This window comes from Candidatus Binataceae bacterium, from assembly GCA_035500095.1.
GTDB lineage: Bacteria > Desulfobacterota > Binatia > Binatales > Binataceae > JAKAVN01.
Genome location: DATJXN010000145.1, coordinates 101,123 through 118,379 on the forward strand (window position 1 = coordinate 101,123; position 17,257 = coordinate 118,379).

Consider the following 17,257-nt stretch of genomic DNA (forward strand, 5'->3'; position numbering starts at 1 on the left):
CCAGATTTACGCTACGACCGGCGTCAGTTCGGCGTCGCCCACTTCGACTTCGCCGCTGAACACCTCGACCGCTTCGCCCGTCATCATCACGTGATTGGCGCCCTCGCCCCGCTCGCGCCATTCGATTCCGAGTTTGCCGCCGCGCAATTCCAGGGTTGCACGGCGCTCGGCGCGCCCGGTCAACACCGCGGCGACCAGCGACGCGCAGGCGCCGGTACCGCAGGCGAGCGTTTCGCCCGAGCCGCGCTCCCACACCCGCATCCGCAGCCGGTCGCGCGCGATCGGCAGGATGAACTCGGTGTTGACGCGGCGGGGAAAGAACGGATGGTGCTCGAACTGGCGTCCGACGCGGGCGAATTCGGAATCCTCAAGCGCGAAGATCGCCTCGTCGTCGACGAATACGACGCAGTGCGGATTGCCCATCGAGACCGCGGTGATGCGCCATAGGCGCCCGCCGACCTCGAGCGGATGGTCGATGACGCGGCCGTCGGCGGCGACCGGGATTTCACGGCTTTCGAGAATCGGCTCGCCCATATCGACCGTCGCCTCGACGGGGCGTCCGCCTTCGAGCCTCAGCTCCACCGTCTTGAGCCCGCAGTCGGTCTCGATCAGCATGGGGTTGCGCGGGCGCGTGGCGCGCTCGTAGTGCAGGCGCGCGACGCAGCGGATGCCGTTGCCGCACATCTCGCCGCGGCTGCCGTCCGCGTTGTACATCTCCATCCGCACGTCGGCGCTTTTCGACGGCGCGAGCATGATAATTCCGTCGCCACCGATGCCGAAGCGGCGATCGGAGAGCCGGCGCGCCAAGGCGGCCGGGTCCGCCGGACGCACGCGATCGGCAACGAGGTAGATGTAGTCGTTGCCGCAACCGTGCATCTTGGTGAAGGCGAGCTTCGCCATCAGGCGGCTCCTCCGGGCGGCAGGCTGACGAGTTTTTCGCCGCGCACCAGATCCTCGAAGCTCTCGCGCTCGCGCACGACGTACGTCTCGGCGCCGTCAACCATTATCTCGGGTGCGCGCGGGCGGCTGTTGTAGTTCGACGCCATCACGAAGCCATACGCGCCCGCGCTCATCACGGCCAGCAGGTCGCCGTCGCGCGGCGCGCTGAGCTCGCGCTCGCGGGCGAAGAAATCTCCGCTCTCGCACACCGGGCCCACGACGTCGGCGGTAACGATCGGGTCGCCCGTCCGCCGCTCAACCGGAAGTATCTGATGGTAAGCCTCGTAAAGCACGGGCCGGATGAGATCGTTCATCGCGCCGTCGACCACGATGAAGCGCTTGACGTCGGTCTCCTTGACGTAGAGCACGCGCGTCACCAGCGCGCCGGCGTTGCCGACCATCACGCGGCCCGGCTCGATGATCAACTTAAGTCCGAGTCCGCGCAGCGGCCCCAGCAGCGCGGCCGCGTACTCCGCCGGCGGCGGCGGTTCTTCCTGGTAGGGAATACCGAGGCCGCCGCCGAGGTCGAGATAGCGCAGCGCCAGGCCGCTTTCGCGGAGCGCCTTGACGATAGCCGCCACCTTGTTGGCCGCTTCGCTGAAGGGCGAGGTGTCGGTTATCTGCGAGCCGATATGCGTACTGAGCCCGACCAGGTCGAGATCGGGGAGCGCGCGCGCCTCGGCGTAGTATTCGTGCACCTGGGCGAGCGGTATGCCGAACTTGCTGTCGCGATGGCCGGTCGAGATGTGCGGGTGGGTTCCCGGATCGAGGTCGGGATTGACCCGCAGGCTGACCGGCGCGCGCCGGCGCATCCGCGCGCCGACGGCGGCCACGCGATGCAGTTCGGGAGCGGACTCGACGTTGATCATCAGGATGCCCGCCTCGATCGCGGCCTTCAGTTCTTCGTCGGTCTTGCCCACGCCGGAGAAAACGATCTTGCCCGGATCGGCCCCGGCCCTGATGCAGCGCATCAGTTCGCCCACCGAGACGATGTCGAAGCCCGATCCCATCGCGGCGAAAAGCTTGAGCACGCTCAGATTGGAGAGCGCTTTCATCGCGTAGCAGATCAGGTGGTCGGTGCCGGCAAAGGCCTCGTCCATGACCCGGTAGTGACGACGGAGCGTGCGCGTGCTGTAGACGTAAAACGGGGTGCCGAAGCGCGCCGCGAGATCGGAAATTGCGACCTCTTCGGCGAACAGCCGATTATCCTTGTAGGCGAAGTAATTCATGTGTGAGGCCCGGGCCGCGGGGCCTAATGCGCGCGCGGCCGGGGCAGCCATCGTTTCTATCACAGCCGCACCGAATCGATAAACGAGGCGCGCGGCTCTTCGGCGCGGCGGTTTAGTGCGTCGTCGCCGCCGGCGGCGCCGTCATGCCGGGGAGCGGCGCGGGCGCCGGCAATTTAAAATTCTCGGGCGTGACCGGCGGCGTGGGCGTCGTGCGCGTACCCATGGCGACGTTGGAGGGGTCGCTCTGGTAGCCGTCGGCGGTCTCGGCGATCATCGTGTAGCGATAGCTGTGGCCGATTTGCGCGGTGGTGTCGATATATGCGAAGCGGCGCACTTTTTGAAAGCGTTCCTGGTCGGTAATCGGCAACTCGGCGAGGTCGGTGAGCGAGCCGTCGCCTTCCGAGCGCAGCAGGCGGAAGCCCGCGAGATCCTTCAGCGCCTTGCCGCCGCTATATTTCATCGGCCGGCTCCAGGTCAGCTTGATACCCTTGGGATCGGATTTGGCCGAAAGATCGTTGACGCGATCCGGATGGACCAGCTCAGGCGCGACCGGGCGGCTCTTCGCCCCGCATCCGGACGCTAGTGCAATCGCGATTACCGCCGCGGTCAGAATCCGCCACCGCTTCATCAGTCTTCGACTCTCCTCAAATATCGGCGCATCGCCGCCGCCGCAGGGCCGCCGGGCAGGTTGCGCGCGTTAACGCTGCCCGCAGCGCTCAGGCCGCGCAAAGCGTCGGCGCCGAACGCGGAGGCGTGGCGCCGCAAGTCCGCGAGCGTGTACTCCTCGAGCGTGTGGCCAGCGGCGGACGCCTCGCGCACCAGCGCGCCGACGATCTCGTGCGCGCGGCGGAAAGCCACGCCACGGCGCACCAGGTACTCGGCAAGGTCGGTCGCGAGCGCAAAGCCGCCAGCTGCCGCATGCATTGCCGCCGCATCGAAGCGCAGCCGCGGCCACAGCAGCGCGAGCAGCCGCAGCGCCGGCTTCAACGTATCGAGCGCGTCAAAGACGCGCTCCTTGTCTTCCTGCAGATCGGAATTATACGCGAGCGGCAGGCCCTTTAGCACCGTCAGCATCGCCATCAGGTCGCCGATCACGCGGCCGCTCTTTGCGCGGATCAGCTCGAGCAGGTCGGGATTCTTCTTGTGCGGCATCATCGAGCTGCCGGTGGAAAATTCGTCGGGCAGGGCAACGAAGCCGAACTCGGCGCTGCTCCAGAGGATAATCTCCTCGGCCATCCGCGACAGATGCACGGCCGCGAGCGCAGCGGCGGCGAGAAAATCGACCACGAAGTCGCGGTCCGAGACCGCATCGAGGCTGTTCTCGCTGATTCGCTCGAAGCCGAGCTCGCGCGCGGCCAGATGGCGGTCGATCGGCAGCGTCGTGCCGGCGAGCGCACCCGCCCCAAGCGGCATCACCGCAGTGCGCTCGAGCGCCTGGGCGAAACGCTCGCGGTCGCGCCCAAGCATCTCGACGTAGGCGGCGAGGTGATGCGCGAGCGTGACCGGCTGCGCGCGCTGCAGATGGGTGTAGCCGGGCATCACGGTGCCGAGATGGCGGCGGGCGAGCGCGATCAATGTGCGGCGCAGTCCACCGACAAGCTCGATCATCTCGGCCAGTTCGTCGCGGAGATAGAGCCTCAAGTCGAGCGCGACCTGGTCGTTGCGCGAGCGCGCGGTATGGAGCTTGCGCGCCGGCGCGCCGATGCGCTCGGTCAGGCGGCGCTCGATCGCGAGATGAATGTCCTCATCCGCCAGCGCGAAGTGGAAGCGGCCGGAATCGATCTCGCGTTCGATCGCGCGGAGCCCCGCGACGATCTTCGCGGCCTCGGCGCGCCGCAACAGGCCCGTCCGCGCGAGCATCCGCGCGTGCGCGATCGATCCGCGGACATCATGGCGATACAGGCGGCGGTCAAACGGCAGCGAGGCGGTGAAGGCTTCGACCTCAGGCAGGCGCGCGCGCGCGAACCGGCCGCGAATCAGCCCGCCGGAGCCCCGCGGCGTTTTGGCGGCGACGCCGGCGGTAGCCCTATTGGATAGCCTGGCGGCGATAGGCTTTGGTCGGCTGGTTTTTTTCACTTTCAGTGCGGAGATCCCGATGCACGATGCGGGTCAGGTTCGCGGGGCGGCGATCCGGCAGAAGCATCCGCGCGCCGCGCAACTCGTCACGCCGTTGGGATGGGTGATGTGAACGTCCATCTTGTGATTGCACCTGGGGCACTTCTGGCCCGGACGCGGTACCAGCCGGGGCGTCGGCCGCGAGGGCCTGAACTGAATCACCTTGCCCATGGCATCGCGCGGGTTACTGGCTGCCCTCGGCTTTGCGGCGGCCCAGGCGCGCCAGTGCGCGCAGGCGCATCGAGTTGAGCCGGATAAAACCGTCGGCGTCGGCCTGCCGGTAGCCGCCGGCCTCGTCGAAACTCGCTAGCGTCGGGTCATACAGAGAGTTGGGCGACTTGCGCCCGGCGATCGAGACACTGCCCTTGAACAGCTTTAGCCGGGCGACGCCGGTCACGCTCTGCTGCGCGCGATCGACCAGCGCCTGCATCGCCTCGCGTTCGGGCGCGAACCACTGGCCGTTGTACACCATCTCGGCGTAGCGCGGCACCAGCGAGTCGCGCAGATGGAGGGTCTCGCGGTCGAGCGCGAGTTGTTCGACCGCGCGATGGGCGTGGAGCAGTATCGTGGTGCCCGGGCTTTCGTAAACCCCGCGCGATTTAATGCCGACGTAACGGTTTTCGACCAGGTCAACGCGGCCGATCCCGTGTTTTCCCGCGATCGCGTTGGCCTGCTCGATCAGCGCGGCCGGCGAAAGCCGCTTGGCGTTTATCGCGACAGGGTCGCCGCCCGCATATTCGATCTCGACGTACTCGGGCGCGTCGGGCGCACTCTGCGGCGCGACGGTGAGCCGGAACATGTCGTCGTAGGGTTCACGCCATGGGTCTTCGAGGATGCCGCCCTCGTAGCTGATGTGCACGAGGTTGCGGTCCATCGAGTAGGGGTTCTCGGCGGTGACCGGAACGGGAATTTTTTTCTCGGCGGCGTAGGCGAGCATGTCGGCGCGGCCGCGAAACGGCCATTGCGGATGGCGCCACGGCGCGACCACTTTCAGGTCGGGCGCGAGGCGCGCGAAGGTGAACTCGAAGCGCACCTGGTCGTTGCCTTTGCCGGTGGCGCCGTGGCCGACGGCGTCGGCCCCCTCGGTGCGCGCGATTTCGACCTGGCGCTTGGCGATCACCGGACGCGCGATCGACGTGCCGAGCAAGTAGTAGCTTTCGTAGACTGCATTGGCGCGCATCATCGGAAAGACGAAGTCGCGGGCGAACTCTTCGCGCAGGTCCTCGAGGTAGAGCTTGCTCGCGCCGGTCGCGAGCGCTTTCTGCTCCAGGCCGGTGGTCTCCTCGGCCTGGCCGACGTCGGCGCAGTAGGCGACAACCTCGCAGCCGTAGAAATCGCGTACCCAGCGCAGGATGACCGAGGTGTCGAGGCCGCCCGAATAGGCGAGCACCAGTTTTTTTATTTCCGCGGTAGCCACGCCGCCATCTTAAGGCATTCGCGCCCGCGCCTTAAGTAGCGCCGGGGACGGCGACGGCGCCGATTATCGCAGGCCGCAGCAGCCAGACCATCACGGCCTTTTGCGCGTGCAGGCGGTTTTCGGCCTGGTCGAGCACGAGCGAGCGCGGACCGTCGAGCACGTCGTCGGTGATCTCCTCGCCGCGATGGGCCGGCAGACAATGCATCACGAACGCGCCGCGGCGCGCGTGCGCCATGAGATCGCGATTGACCTGGAAGGCCTTGAAATCGCGCCGGCGCTGCGCCGCCTCTTTCTCCTGGCCCATCGACGTCCAAGTGTCGGTATAGACGACGTCGGCGCCGCGGACCGCCTCGACCGGATCGTGTGTAAGGATGCCGAACTTGCCGCGGAGCATCCGCTCGACGAATTCGCGCTGCGGTTCATAGCCGCGCGGGCATCCCAGGCGCAGCTCGAAGCCGGCGAGCGCAGCCGCCTCGATCCAGCTCTGCGCGAGATTGAAGCCGTCGCCGATGTAGGCGACGGCAAGCTTGCCCAGATCGCCGAAGCGTTCGCGCAGGGTCAGCAGATCGGCCAGCAGCTGGCAGGGATGGAGCAGGTCGGTGAGCCCGTTGATCACCGGCACGGTGGCTTCCAGAGCGAGCTCGACGCATATCTCGTGGGCGAAGGTACGAATCATGATGAGATCGACCCAGCGCGACAGATTGCGCGCCACGTCCTTGACCGACTCGCGCTCGCCGATCCCGATGTCCTGCGGGGCAAGATAGATAGCGTGGCCGCCGAGCTGCGCCATCCCGGTCTCGAAGGTGATCCGCGTGCGCAGCGAGGGCTTCTGGAAGATCATCGCGAGCGTGCGGCCGCGGAGATAAGGATGCTCGAGGCCCGCGCGGAGTTCGGCCTTGAGCCGCCCCGCCAGCGCCAGCACCCGCGCCAGTTCGTCGGGGCTAAGCGAGGCGAGGTCAAGCAGGTCGCGCTTGGTGCGCTGCGGGCTCCGATTGCGCGGCGCGACGGGGGAGCGCGCGGACTGGCGCGATGCCCTGGCCACGTTCATTGCGCGGCCCCAGGCGCCGCGGCCGAGAGCGCGCGCTCGATTATCTTGAGCCCGGCGTCGGCCTCGTCGCGCGTAAGCATGAGCGGCGGCAAAAGCCGCAGCACGTTCTCCGCCGTGGCGTTGACCAGCAGCCGCTCGCGTATGCACGCCTCGGCCGCGCTCTTGGCCTCGCCGCGAAGCACGATACCGATCATCATGCCGAGCCCGCGCACTTCGGCCACTCGCGGGCAGCCTTTGGCGAACGCGCGCAGGCGTTCGAGCATGTAGCTGCCGACGCCGGCCGCGTTCTCGAGCGCGCCGTCCTGCTCGAGCGTGTCCAGCACGGCGCCCGCCGCGGCGCAGGAGACCGGATTGCCGCCGAAGGTCGAGCCGTGACTGCCGGGGGTGAGGCTCTGCGCGACCAGGCTTTTTGCGATCATCGCGCCGATCGGCAACCCACCGCCGAGCGCCTTGGCCAGCGTCATGATGTCCGGCTTTACCCCGGCATGCTGCCAGGCAAAGAGCTTGCCTGTGCGTCCGATCCCGGTCTGCACCTCGTCGAGGATCAAGAGAATTTTGCGCCGGTCGCAGAGGTCGCGCACGCGCTTCAGATAGTCGGGGCGCGGCGTGACCACGCCGCCCTCGCCCTGGATCGGCTCGAGCAGGATCGCGACCGTTTCGTCGCGGATGGCCTTGTCCAGAGCGTCCACGTCATCGTAGGGGACGAGGCGGAAGCCCGGCAGCAGCGGCTGGAAGCCGATATGGTATTTCTCCTGGCCGGTTGCGCTGAGCGTGCCGAAGGTGCGGCCGTGAAACGAGCCGAGCGTGGAAACCACCTCGAAGCGGCCGGCGCCGCGATCGTGACCCCAGCGGCGCGCGAGCTTGAGCGCGGCTTCGTTCGCCTCCGCGCCCGAATTGCAAAAGAACACCCGCCCGTCGCCGAAATGGCCGCACAGCCGCGCCGCCAGCCGCGCCATCGGTTCGGTGTGGAACACGTTGGAGACGTGGGTCAGCTTTTCGGCCTGTTCTTTGATCGCGCGCACGACACGCGGATGCGAGTGGCCGAGCGAAGTTACGGCGAGACCGCAGAAAAAATCGAGGTAGCGGTTGCCGTCGGCGTCGTAGAGATAGGCGCCGGTGCCGCGCACGAAAGCGAGCGGCACGCACCCGTAAGTGTTCATGAGATTCTGATGGGCGAGGTCGACGATTTCAGCGTTGTTCATCGTGATCCTTCCTGTCCAAAAAGGGCCCCGCGACGCCGCGGCCGCACGTCGGGCGCGCGGATCGCGCCGGGGGCCATCCAAGCTGTATGCCACATGGCGGCGCAGAATGCTCGCCCCGCGCCGGTTTTACCTGTCCGCCACGACCTCGGTACCGACCCCCGCCTCGGTGAAAATCTCGAGCAGGATCGCATGGCGCGTGCGCCCGTCGAGCACGTGGGTCTTGCCGACGCCGCCCTTAAGCGCCGCGACGCAGCATTCAACCTTGGGGATCATGCCGTCGCTTATCGCGCCCGCCGCGATCAGTTTCTTGGCCTCGGAAACCGTAAGCGTCGGGATGAGTTTGCCGTCCTTGCCCTTCACGCCCTCGACGTCGGTCAGCAGGATGAGCTTTTCCGCGCCGAGCGCGGCCGCGAGGTCGCCGGCGGCTACGTCGGCGTTGATGTTGTAGGTCAGGCCGTCGCGGCCGTGGCCGACCGGCGCGATCACCGGGACGAAGCCGGCGGTCTCGAGTGTACGCAGCACCTGCGGATTGACTTCCGCGACTTCGCCCACCAGGCCGATATCGACCTTGGCCGGCGCGCCGGTTTCATCGGCGACGGTCATCTCGAGCCGGCGCGCGACGATCAGGTCGCCGTCCTTGCCCGAAAGCCCGACCGCGCGGCAGCCGTGGCGCGAGATGAGAGCGACGATCTCCTTGTTGAGCCGCTGCAGCACCATCTCGACCGCTTCCATCGTCGGCTCATCGGTCACCCGCATCCCGCGCACGAATTTCGAGGTGAGCCCGAGGCGTTCGATGAGATGGTTGATTTGCGGGCCGCCGCCGTGGACCACGATGGGATTAATACCGACCGCCTTCAGCAGCACGACGTCCTGGGCGAAGCTCTCACGCAGATCGGCCGCTTCCATCGCGTGGCCGCCGTATTTGATTACCAGGGTCTTGCCGCGAAAGCGCTGGATGTAGGGCAGCGCCTCGACCAGTACCGACGCACTTGTGATTGGATCCTGCACCGTCTCCTTCTCCGCCGCCGGACAGCCGGCGCATCGCGCCGCGTCGGGCGGCGCATCGCCGCGCCCGCCCGCGCACCGGCTGAGCCGTCAATGCTATACGACGGCGCTACAAAATGTAGCGCGACAGGTCCTCGTTTTTGACGATCGGGTCGAGCCGCCGATGAACGTAGTCGCTGTCAACCGTGACCGTGCGCTCGTTCAGCTCGGGCGCACTGAACGACAACTCCTCGAGCAGGCGTTCGAGCACGGTATGGAGGCGGCGCGCGCCGATATTCTCCGAGCGCGAGTTGACCTCGGCCGCGATCTCGGCCAGCGCCGCCACCGCGTCGGCGGTGAAGGTCAGATGCACGTTCTCGGTCGCCATCAAGGCCACGTACTGGCGGGTCAGCGCGTTCTCGGGCTCGGTCAGGATGCGGATGAAGTCGTCGCGGGTGAGCGCGCGCAGCTCGACCCGAATCGGAAACCGGCCCTGGAACTCGGGAATCAGGTCGGAGGGCTTGGAGGTATGGAAGGCGCCCGAGGCGACGAACAGGACGTGGTCGGTGCGAATCGCGCCGTACTTGGTATTGACGGTCGAGCCCTCGACGATCGGCAGGAGGTCGCGCTGCACTCCTTCGCGCGAGACGTCGGGGCCGTGGGCCTCGCGGCCGGCAATCTTGTCGATCTCGTCGATAAAGACGATCCCCGACTGCTCGGCGCGGTTGATCGCTTCCTGCGCGACCTTCTCCATGTCAACCAGGCGCGCGGCCTCCTCCTGGGTCAGCAGCTCGAGCGCCTGCGGCACCTTGACCTTCTGCCGCTTGGACTTCTTGGGCATGAACTGGCCCAGCAGCTCGCGCATGTTCGTGCCCATCTCCTCCATCCCCTGCGGTGCGAGCACTTCGACCATCGGCGAGGCCTGCGCGCTGGTTTCGACCTCGACCTCGCGATCGTCGAGATTGCCCTGGCGCAGGAGTTTGCGGAGTTTCTCGCGTGTATCGGCGTGCGAATCGCCGGCGGCGTCGCCGGCGTCGGGTGCGATCCCGACCGCGCGGCGAACCTTGGCGGGCGGCGGATAAAGGATGTCGAGCAGGCGCTCCTCGGCGGCGTCGCGGGCCTGGATCGCGACCCTCGCGCGCTCCTCCTCGCGGACCATCTTGACCGCGATTTCGGCGAGGTCACGGATCATCGATTCGACGTCACGCCCGACGTAGCCGACCTCGGTGTAGCGCGAGGCCTCGACCTTGACGAACGGGGCTTGCGCGAGACGCGCGAGGCGGCGCGCGATCTCGGTCTTGCCGACGCCGGTTGGGCCGATCATCAGGATATTCTTGGGCGCGATTTCGTCGCGCAGCTCGGGCGCAACATTTTGTCGCCGCCAGCGGTTGCGCAGGGCGATCGCGACGGCGCGCTTGGCGTCGTGCTGGCCGACGATATAGCGGTCGAGCTCGGAGACGATTTCCCGCGGCGTCATCACGTGCGAACTTGCCATTGCTCCTTCAACATGGCCGCCGCCTTCTCCGCGCGCAGCTCCGGCTGGGCCGCGCCGGCGGCGCCGGCTCTCTACAGCTCTTCAATTATAAACCGATCGTTGGTGTACACGCAGATCTCCGCGGCCACGCGCATCGCGCCCTCGGCAATTTCACGCGCGCTCATCGCCGGGGCGTGGCGCACCAGCGCGCGCGCCGCCGCGAGCGCATAGTTGCCGCCCGATCCGATCGCCAGGATCCCGTCGTCCGGCTCGATCACGTCGCCCAGCCCCGAGAGCAAAAGCGAGCTTTCGCGGTCGGCGACGATCAGCATCGCCTCCAGCCGCCGCAACACGCGGTCGGTGCGCCAGTCCTTGGCCATCTCGACCGCAGCGCGGCGCAGGTTGCCGTTGAACGCCTGAAGCTTGCCCTCGAATTTCTCGAACAGCGTCAGCGCGTCGGCGGTCGAGCCGGCGAAGCCCGACAGCACCTTGTCGTCGTGCAGCCGGCGTACCTTGCGCGCCCCGTGCTTCATGATGGTCTGGCCGACGCTGACCTGGCCGTCGCCCGCAACCACAACGTGGCCCGCGTTGCGCACGCATAGGATGGTCGTGCCGTGGATGGCGGTGTCGTATTCAGGCGCGCGGATGGGCACGGCGGTAAACCTCTCGCAAACGATTGACGCTGACGTGGGTGTAGCGCTGCGTGGTGGCGAGGCTCGCGTGGCCGAGCATCTCCTGGATCGAGCGCAGGTCGGCGCCCGAATTAAGCATGTGGGTGGCGAAGCAATGACGCAATCCGTGCGGCGTGATTGACGCGCCAAGGCCCGCCGCCACGATGCGCTGCGCGAGGATGTTTTCGACCGCGCGCGTCGTCAGCCGCCCGCCGCGCAAATTGGTGATCACGGGCCCGTCGAGTTCCCACGCCACCGGCATCGCGCGCCGCCACGCCTTGAGCGCGTCAAGCGCGGGCTCGCCGATCGGCACCATCCGATCCTTGTTGCCCTTGCCCGAGCGCACCAGCACCATCCCGACGTCGTCGTCGATATCGCGCCAGTTGAGGCCGACCAGTTCGCTCACGCGCAGGCCCGAGGAGTAGAGCGTCTCCAGGATCGCGCGGTCACGGAGCGCCGCCGGCGACGATTCCTCGGCGTCGGCTTCGATGAGCCGGCGGACGTCGTCTTCGGGCAGGATCGCCGGCAGCCGGCGCTGAGTGCGCGGCGAGCGGAGCGAGCGCGCGGGACTCGCCGCCCCGGCCATCGTTTCGCGCCAGCGGAAGAACGCCTTGATCGCGAAGAGGCGGCGCTGGACGGTGGCGCGGCCGAGCGTCTTCATCGCTTCGGAAAGATAGCCGCGAATATGATCGGTGGTGATCGCGTCGGGGTCGACTTCCGCGCCGCCAGAATCGAGCGCGGCCCCGCGTTCGAGCAGAAATCGACGGAAGTCGCACAAGTCCCGGCGGTAGCTCGAGACCGTGTTGACGGCCGCGCGCGCGGCTTTGCCCAGCGCCGCCGCGAATGACTCTATTTCTGCCTGCATCGACTCGCGTCCAATTCAAACGCTATGCTATCAAGCAGGCGCAAAGCGCAAAAGCGCACGCAAAAACCACGGGCTGCCGGGCGATGAACTGCTGGAGTTGCGGACATCGGATCGAGACCGTCGAGCGGGTCGGATTCCACGCGCATTGCGAGCGATGCGACCGGCCACTGCACGCATGCCGCAATTGCTTGTTTTACGACCCCGGCTACAACAATCAGTGCCGCGAGACGATGGCGGAGCGGGTAGTGGAGAAGGAACGGTCGAACTTCTGCGAATACTTCGGGCCCGCCGCTGCCGGGGGCGAGAAGCGCGCCGCCGCCGCCGCGCCGCGCCCGCCCGAGCGTGACGCGCGTGCCGAGCTCGACGCGCTCTTCAAAAAGAAGAAATCATGACGGACGCTCCGGGAGCGATCGTGCTCGCCGCCGGGCTCGGCACTCGCATGCGCTCGGCGCGGGCCAAGGTCCTGCATGAGCTTGGCGGCGAGCCGATGATTACGCGGGTGATGCGCTCGCTTGCGCCGCTGGGCGCTTCGCCGCTGGTGGTCGTCGTCGGCCATCAGGGCGACGCGGTCGCGGCGGCCGCGCGCGATTCTATTAGGGGTCTGCGCGTCGAGACTGCGCTCCAGCCCGCGCAGCGCGGCACGGGCGACGCGGCGCGCTGCGGCCTTGAGGCTTTCGCGCCGGATTTCGTCGGCGACGTGCTGATTCTTTACGGCGACATGCCGATGATCCGGCCGCCCACGCTGCAGGCGTTTATCGCCGAGCATCGCCGCTCGGGCGCCGCCGTATCGTTCATCAGCGCGACGATGGACGACGCGGGTGCTTACGGCCGCGTCGTGCGCGACGATACTGGTGCGGTCGCGGCGATAGTGGAGGCGCGCGACGCGTCGCCCGCCGAGCTTGCGATTCGGGAGATCAACACGGGCGTTTATCTCGCGCGGGCTGCCGCGCTGCGCGCCGCGCTGAGCGAGTTGCGCCCAAACAATGCGCAGGGCGAATACTATCTTACCGACCTGGTGGGAATTGCGCGCCGCGGCGGAGCGGCGGTACGCGCGTGGCGCGCGCCCGCCGCATCCGAGTTCGCCGGGATAAATTCGCTGAAGGAGCTGGCAGAGATGGAAGCGGAGATCAGGGCGGCGGTTAACCGCAAACTGATGGATGCAGGAGTGACGATCGTCGATCCGGCGACCGCCTATATCGGCGAGGAGGTCGAAATCGGCCGCGACTCGACGGTCGGCCCCAATGTCCAGATTCTCGGCCGCAGCAAGCTCGGCGAGGGCGTGCGGATCGAAGGCACGGCGTATCTGCGCGATGTCGAGATCGGCGACGGATGCCATCTGAAGCTCGGCGTGCGCGCCGAGGAATGCCGCATCGGGCCGCATTGCGAAATCGGCCCCTTCGCCAATCTGCGCACGGGCACCGAGCTCGAAGGTCACAACCGCATCGGCAACTTCGTCGAGACCAAGAAGGCGCGGCTCGGCGAGGGCACCAAGGCGAGCCATCTGAGCTACCTCGGCGACACCGAAATAGGTCGCGAGACCAACATCGGATGCGGCGTGATCACGGTCAACTACGATGGCTACGACAAGCATCGCACCCGGATCGGCAGCCGCTGCATGATCGGATGCGACACGCAGCTGGTTGCGCCGGTGAGCGTTGGCGACGACGTTTACGTGGCCTCGGGCACGACGATCTTGCGCGAGGTTCCTGACGGAGCGCTCTGCGTGTCGCATCATCCGCAGAAGATAAAGCCTGGATGGACCGCCGACTGGCGCCGCCGGCATAGCGGGCGCGCAGACGCCAAAGGCTCGGACTAGCGCCGCGCCGCCCGGCCCGGCAGACTAATAAGGGCTGAGAAAGGGCTGAACCTCGATGTGCGGAATTATCGGATACGTGGGGCCTTCCGAAGCGGTCCCGATTCTGCTCGGCGCCCTCGAGCGGCTGGAATATCGCGGCTACGATTCGGCCGGCGTGGCGACGATCAGCGGCGAGGGGATGGAAATCCGCCGCGCGGTCGGCAAACTCGAGAACCTGCGCCGCGCGCTCGAAGGCGCGCCGCTTAAGGGAACGGTCGGGATCGGCCATACCCGATGGGCCACGCACGGCCGGCCCTCGGAGGGCAACGCCCATCCGCACAAGGCGGGACCGGTCGCGGTAATTCATAACGGTATCGTCGAGAACTACGTCGAGCTGCGCGCCGCATTGATCGAGCGCGGCCACAAGCTCAGCTCCGAGACCGATACCGAACTCATCTCACATCTTATCGAAGAACGGGTGCGCGCCGGTGTGGGGCTGACCGAGGCGGTGCGCCAGACCGTGCTCGAATTGCGCGGATCGTTCTCGATCGTCGTCCTGTCCGAGACCGAGCCCGACAAGCTGGTCGCCGCCAAGACCGCGACGCCGCTGGTGCTTGGCCTCGGCGACGGCGAGAACTTCGTCGCCTCCGATATTCCGGCGATCCTGGGCCATACGCGGCGCACGATCGTGCTCGAGGACGGCGAGCTGGCCGAGCTGAGCGCCAAGGGCGTGCGCCTGATGACCTTCGACGGCGCGGCGATCGAACGCGCACCGCGGCTGATCGAATGGGACGCGGTGGCCGCGACCAAGGGCGGCTTTCAGCATTACCTGCGCAAGGAGATCGCCGAGCAGCCGCAGGCCTGGATCGACACCCTAAGCGGGCGCGCAGCGGCGGGCTCCAGCGCGGTGCGCTTCGAGAGCGAGCTTTGGCCGGCAGCGGGGCCGGGATCGATCGGGCGAATCGTGATGGTGAGCGCGGGCGCTTCGTGGATCTCCTCGCTCATCGGCAAATTCATGATCGAGGAGCTCTGCGGCGTGCCGGCCGAGGTCGATTACTCGGCCGAATTCCGCTACCGCCAGCCGCCGATCGACGCGCGTACGATGATGATCGCGGTGTCGCAGTCGGGCGAGACCGCCGACACGCTGGCCGCGATGGAAGAAGGACGCCGGCGCGGATGCCATCTGCTCGCGATCACCAATACCGTGGACTCCTCGATCGCGCGCAAGGCGGATGCGCAGCTTTACACCCGCTGCGGCCCCGAAATCAGCGTCACCACGACCAAGTGCTTCCTGACTCAGATCGAGGCCTTTTACCTGTTCGCGATTCATCTCGCGGCGCGTCTCGGCCGGCTCAGCGAGCGCGAAGTCAACGCGATGCTGCAGCCGGCGCTGGCGATCCCGGCGCAAATCAAGGAAGTGCTGGAAAAGCGCGAGCGCCAGATCGAACGCGTGGCGCGCAAGTACGGCAAGGCGCGCGACTTTCTCTATCTAGGCCGCGGTATCAACTACCCGGTCGCGCTCGAAGGTGCGCTCAAGCTCAAGGAGATTTCCTACATCCACGCCGAAGGCTATTCGGCGGGCGAGATGAAGCACGGCCCGATCGCGCTCATCGACGATGAGATGCCGGTGGTGGTGATCATCCCGTTCGACAGCGTTTACGAAAAAACCCTTTCCAACCTGCGCGAGGTCGAATCGCGCAACGGACGCATCATCGCCATCACCGATCGTCCCACGCCCGAACTCGCAGAGGTCGCGTGGGAAATTATCGAAATTCCCACGACGCATCGGATGCTGATGCCGGTGCTGACGACGGTTCCGCTACAGTTGCTCGCGTACCATATCGCGGTCTATCGCGGCACGGACGTCGATCAGCCGCGCAACCTGGCCAAATCGGTGACGGTCGAATAGCGGCGCGCGGCGCGGTCTCGCGCTATTGGTTTGCGGGTTTGCCTAGTGGATATTGCGTCGCGCCGCCCTCGATCGCGAGCGAAGTCTCATCCTGGATGAATGCGGCGACGCCGAGATGGTCCAGCCGCCATGACCGATCGAGGTTGACGCTGAGTTCGTTCTCCAGCGCCGAGCCGGCCGTCGGATTCAGTTCGAAAGCGGGAATGACCTTTCTCACCGTATAGTCATACTTGATCCGGTGGCCGCTGTTTTCGCCGCCGTCGATGGTCGCCATCAGTCCGTTCTCATAGATCGCGACCAGAACGATTAGCGACTTGTCTCCCGCCGTGCGCACGACGTGCGCGCTCACGCTCAGGTTGAGCTTGCGGGAGCCTGCGGCGAGCAGCATCGCGTGCACCGTGACCACGGCGGGCGGCGGCGTCGCGCGGGCGGCGTCGATCAAGCGCGTGATTCCGTTGGGGTTCGAGCCGATGCACTGCCATCTGCCGTTGACCACGATTTGCGGCGTGTACGAGCCGCGGAGTTGCATCGCGCGGACGTACTCGACCTGGCGCATCGTCCACTGGTTCGATGACAGCGGATCCGACCATCCGAGGCTGTTCCAGTAATCGACGTGATACGCGAGCGGGATCACGCCGGGGGTCAAGGCGCCGATCCGGCTGAGCAGTTCGTCGGCCGGCGGGCAGCTCGAGCATCCTTCGGACGTGAACAGTTCCAGGACCACCGGAGCGTCCTCGTCGGCCTTGCCGCTCTGGGCTAAAGCGGCGCCGCCGTCCGGCAGGAGCGCGCCGCTCATCAGGGCCAGCAGCACAACGCAGTACGTGCCGAGCCTGGTCCATCGCGATTTCAGGGCTTGCGGCTCCATCGGCTTCGCAATATGAACCCCCATCCGAGCCTGTAAGTTCCCGGATCGAAGACCCACCAGGTCAGCCGGCGTAGCTGTCATAGCGGTCACGAGAGCCTGTCGGAATTGGCCGGGGCTGCTCGCGACGGATATGTGGCCCGGACGTCTCAGGTCGCGTCGGTATATACGTTGGTGAAGTCGGGATTTATCTGGCGGCCGTGATAGAAGATCGCCGCCCCGAGGTGCTCCTCGGTCCACGTGATAACGGGCATGTCGCGGGTCACGAAGTAGCCCAGCCCGGCGAAGGTCTCGTTGCGATTTCCCGAGGGATCGAAGAAATAGATCGTCGCGCCGCGCGTGATGCCGTGGCGGGTTGGCCCGGTATCGATTTTGACCCGATGCTTGGACATGACGTCGGCCGCGCGCAGGACGTCGTTCCAGCTGTCCAGGTAGAAGGCGAAGTGATGAAACCCCGGCCGCGGACCGCCCACGAAAGCGATGTCGTGCGGCTTGCTCGAGCAGGAGAGAAAGGCGCCGGCCTGGATGCTGTTGCCCGGACCGACCAGCACCTGCTCGGTCAATTGAAAGCCGAGCGCTTCGGTAAAGAAGCGGCAGTTGTCGGCGACCTGGTTGATCCCCATCGACGGTTCGATCTTGGCGACCAGCAGGCAGTGATCGAGATGAATCGCGCCCGCGCCCTTGATGTCATCGGGCCACGGGTCTGGGTTGATCGAACCCACGCTTCTGCCCACCACCTCCTTCTCC

16 protein-coding genes are annotated in these 17,257 nt (G+C 66.7%); 3 read left to right on the forward strand and 13 right to left on the reverse strand.

Annotated features, from left to right (window positions below; genetic code table 11):
• Window positions 1–6 precede the first annotated feature (6 nt).
• The 11 genes from dapF to VMI09_16295 all read right to left on the reverse strand — a co-directional run bounded on the left by dapF (window position 7) and on the right by VMI09_16295 (window position 11,944).
• A complete protein-coding gene (gene dapF / locus VMI09_16245) occupies window positions 7–900 on the reverse strand; it encodes a diaminopimelate epimerase (protein HTQ26239.1) in 894 nt (297 codons plus the stop codon).
• Window positions 900–2,168 carry a diaminopimelate decarboxylase gene (gene lysA, locus VMI09_16250; protein ID HTQ26240.1) on the reverse strand — a complete coding sequence of 423 codons (1,269 nt, stop codon included), beginning with the start codon at window positions 2,166–2,168 and terminating at the stop codon, window positions 900–902. Before lysA ends, dapF begins: the two co-directional genes overlap by 1 nt.
• 112 nt (window positions 2,169–2,280) lie before the next feature.
• Complete coding sequence (locus tag VMI09_16255) at window positions 2,281–2,796, reverse strand: hypothetical protein (protein ID HTQ26241.1); 516 nt, start codon at window positions 2,794–2,796, stop codon at window positions 2,281–2,283.
• A complete protein-coding gene (argH, locus tag VMI09_16260) occupies window positions 2,796–4,244 on the reverse strand; it encodes an argininosuccinate lyase (GenBank protein ID HTQ26242.1) in 1,449 nt (482 codons plus the stop codon). The genes VMI09_16255 and argH overlap by 1 nt, the downstream gene beginning before the upstream one ends.
• 223 nt (window positions 4,245–4,467) lie before the next feature.
• Window positions 4,468–5,700: an argininosuccinate synthase gene (locus tag VMI09_16265; protein HTQ26243.1), complete on the reverse strand. Its 1,233-nt coding sequence runs from the start codon at window positions 5,698–5,700 to the stop codon at window positions 4,468–4,470.
• A gap of 31 nt (window positions 5,701–5,731) precedes the next feature.
• Window positions 5,732–6,742, reverse strand: a complete 1,011-nt coding sequence (gene argF, locus VMI09_16270) for an ornithine carbamoyltransferase (protein ID HTQ26244.1) — start codon at window positions 6,740–6,742, stop codon at window positions 5,732–5,734.
• 2 nt (window positions 6,743–6,744) lie between these two features.
• Window positions 6,745–7,950: an acetylornithine transaminase gene (locus VMI09_16275; GenBank protein HTQ26245.1), complete on the reverse strand. Its 1,206-nt coding sequence runs from the start codon at window positions 7,948–7,950 to the stop codon at window positions 6,745–6,747.
• A 126-nt stretch (window positions 7,951–8,076) separates the two neighbouring features.
• Window positions 8,077–8,958 (reverse strand): acetylglutamate kinase, encoded by an 882-nt coding sequence (argB, locus tag VMI09_16280; GenBank protein ID HTQ26246.1) that lies wholly within the window; start codon window positions 8,956–8,958, stop codon window positions 8,077–8,079.
• Window positions 8,959–9,064: 106 nt separating this feature from the next.
• Window positions 9,065–10,429 carry an ATP-dependent protease ATPase subunit HslU gene (gene hslU / locus VMI09_16285; protein ID HTQ26247.1) on the reverse strand — a complete coding sequence of 455 codons (1,365 nt, stop codon included), beginning with the start codon at window positions 10,427–10,429 and terminating at the stop codon, window positions 9,065–9,067.
• A gap of 71 nt (window positions 10,430–10,500) precedes the next feature.
• Window positions 10,501–11,055 carry an ATP-dependent protease subunit HslV gene (gene hslV, locus VMI09_16290; protein ID HTQ26248.1) on the reverse strand — a complete coding sequence of 185 codons (555 nt, stop codon included), beginning with the start codon at window positions 11,053–11,055 and terminating at the stop codon, window positions 10,501–10,503.
• Window positions 11,042–11,944: a tyrosine-type recombinase/integrase gene (locus VMI09_16295; GenBank protein HTQ26249.1), complete on the reverse strand. Its 903-nt coding sequence runs from the start codon at window positions 11,942–11,944 to the stop codon at window positions 11,042–11,044. Before VMI09_16295 ends, hslV begins: the two co-directional genes overlap by 14 nt.
• An 83-nt stretch (window positions 11,945–12,027) precedes the next feature.
• Between VMI09_16295 and VMI09_16300 the strand changes: the two genes are divergently transcribed.
• From VMI09_16300 to glmS, 3 genes are read left to right on the forward strand one after another with little or no spacing between them, the layout of a single operon-like run.
• Window positions 12,028–12,336 carry a hypothetical protein gene (locus VMI09_16300; GenBank protein HTQ26250.1) on the forward strand — a complete coding sequence of 103 codons (309 nt, stop codon included), beginning with the start codon at window positions 12,028–12,030 and terminating at the stop codon, window positions 12,334–12,336.
• Entirely contained in the window at window positions 12,333–13,760 is a 1,428-nt protein-coding gene (gene glmU, locus VMI09_16305) for a bifunctional UDP-N-acetylglucosamine diphosphorylase/glucosamine-1-phosphate N-acetyltransferase GlmU (GenBank protein HTQ26251.1), read from the forward strand. The genes VMI09_16300 and glmU overlap by 4 nt, the downstream gene beginning before the upstream one ends.
• Before the next feature lie 55 nt (window positions 13,761–13,815).
• Window positions 13,816–15,648, forward strand: coding sequence for a glutamine--fructose-6-phosphate transaminase (isomerizing) (gene glmS / locus VMI09_16310; GenBank protein HTQ26252.1), 1,833 nt, complete (start codon window positions 13,816–13,818; stop codon window positions 15,646–15,648).
• 22 nt (window positions 15,649–15,670) lie between these two features.
• Here the strand turns inward: glmS and VMI09_16315 are convergent, their stop codons facing one another.
• On the reverse strand, window positions 15,671–16,537 hold the full coding sequence (locus VMI09_16315; protein ID HTQ26253.1) for a DUF1223 domain-containing protein: 867 nt from the start codon (window positions 16,535–16,537) through the stop codon (window positions 15,671–15,673).
• Between the two features lie 122 nt (window positions 16,538–16,659).
• Window positions 16,660–17,257: VOC family protein (locus VMI09_16320; protein ID HTQ26254.1), on the reverse strand; the 598-nt coding region annotated here is incomplete at its 5' end.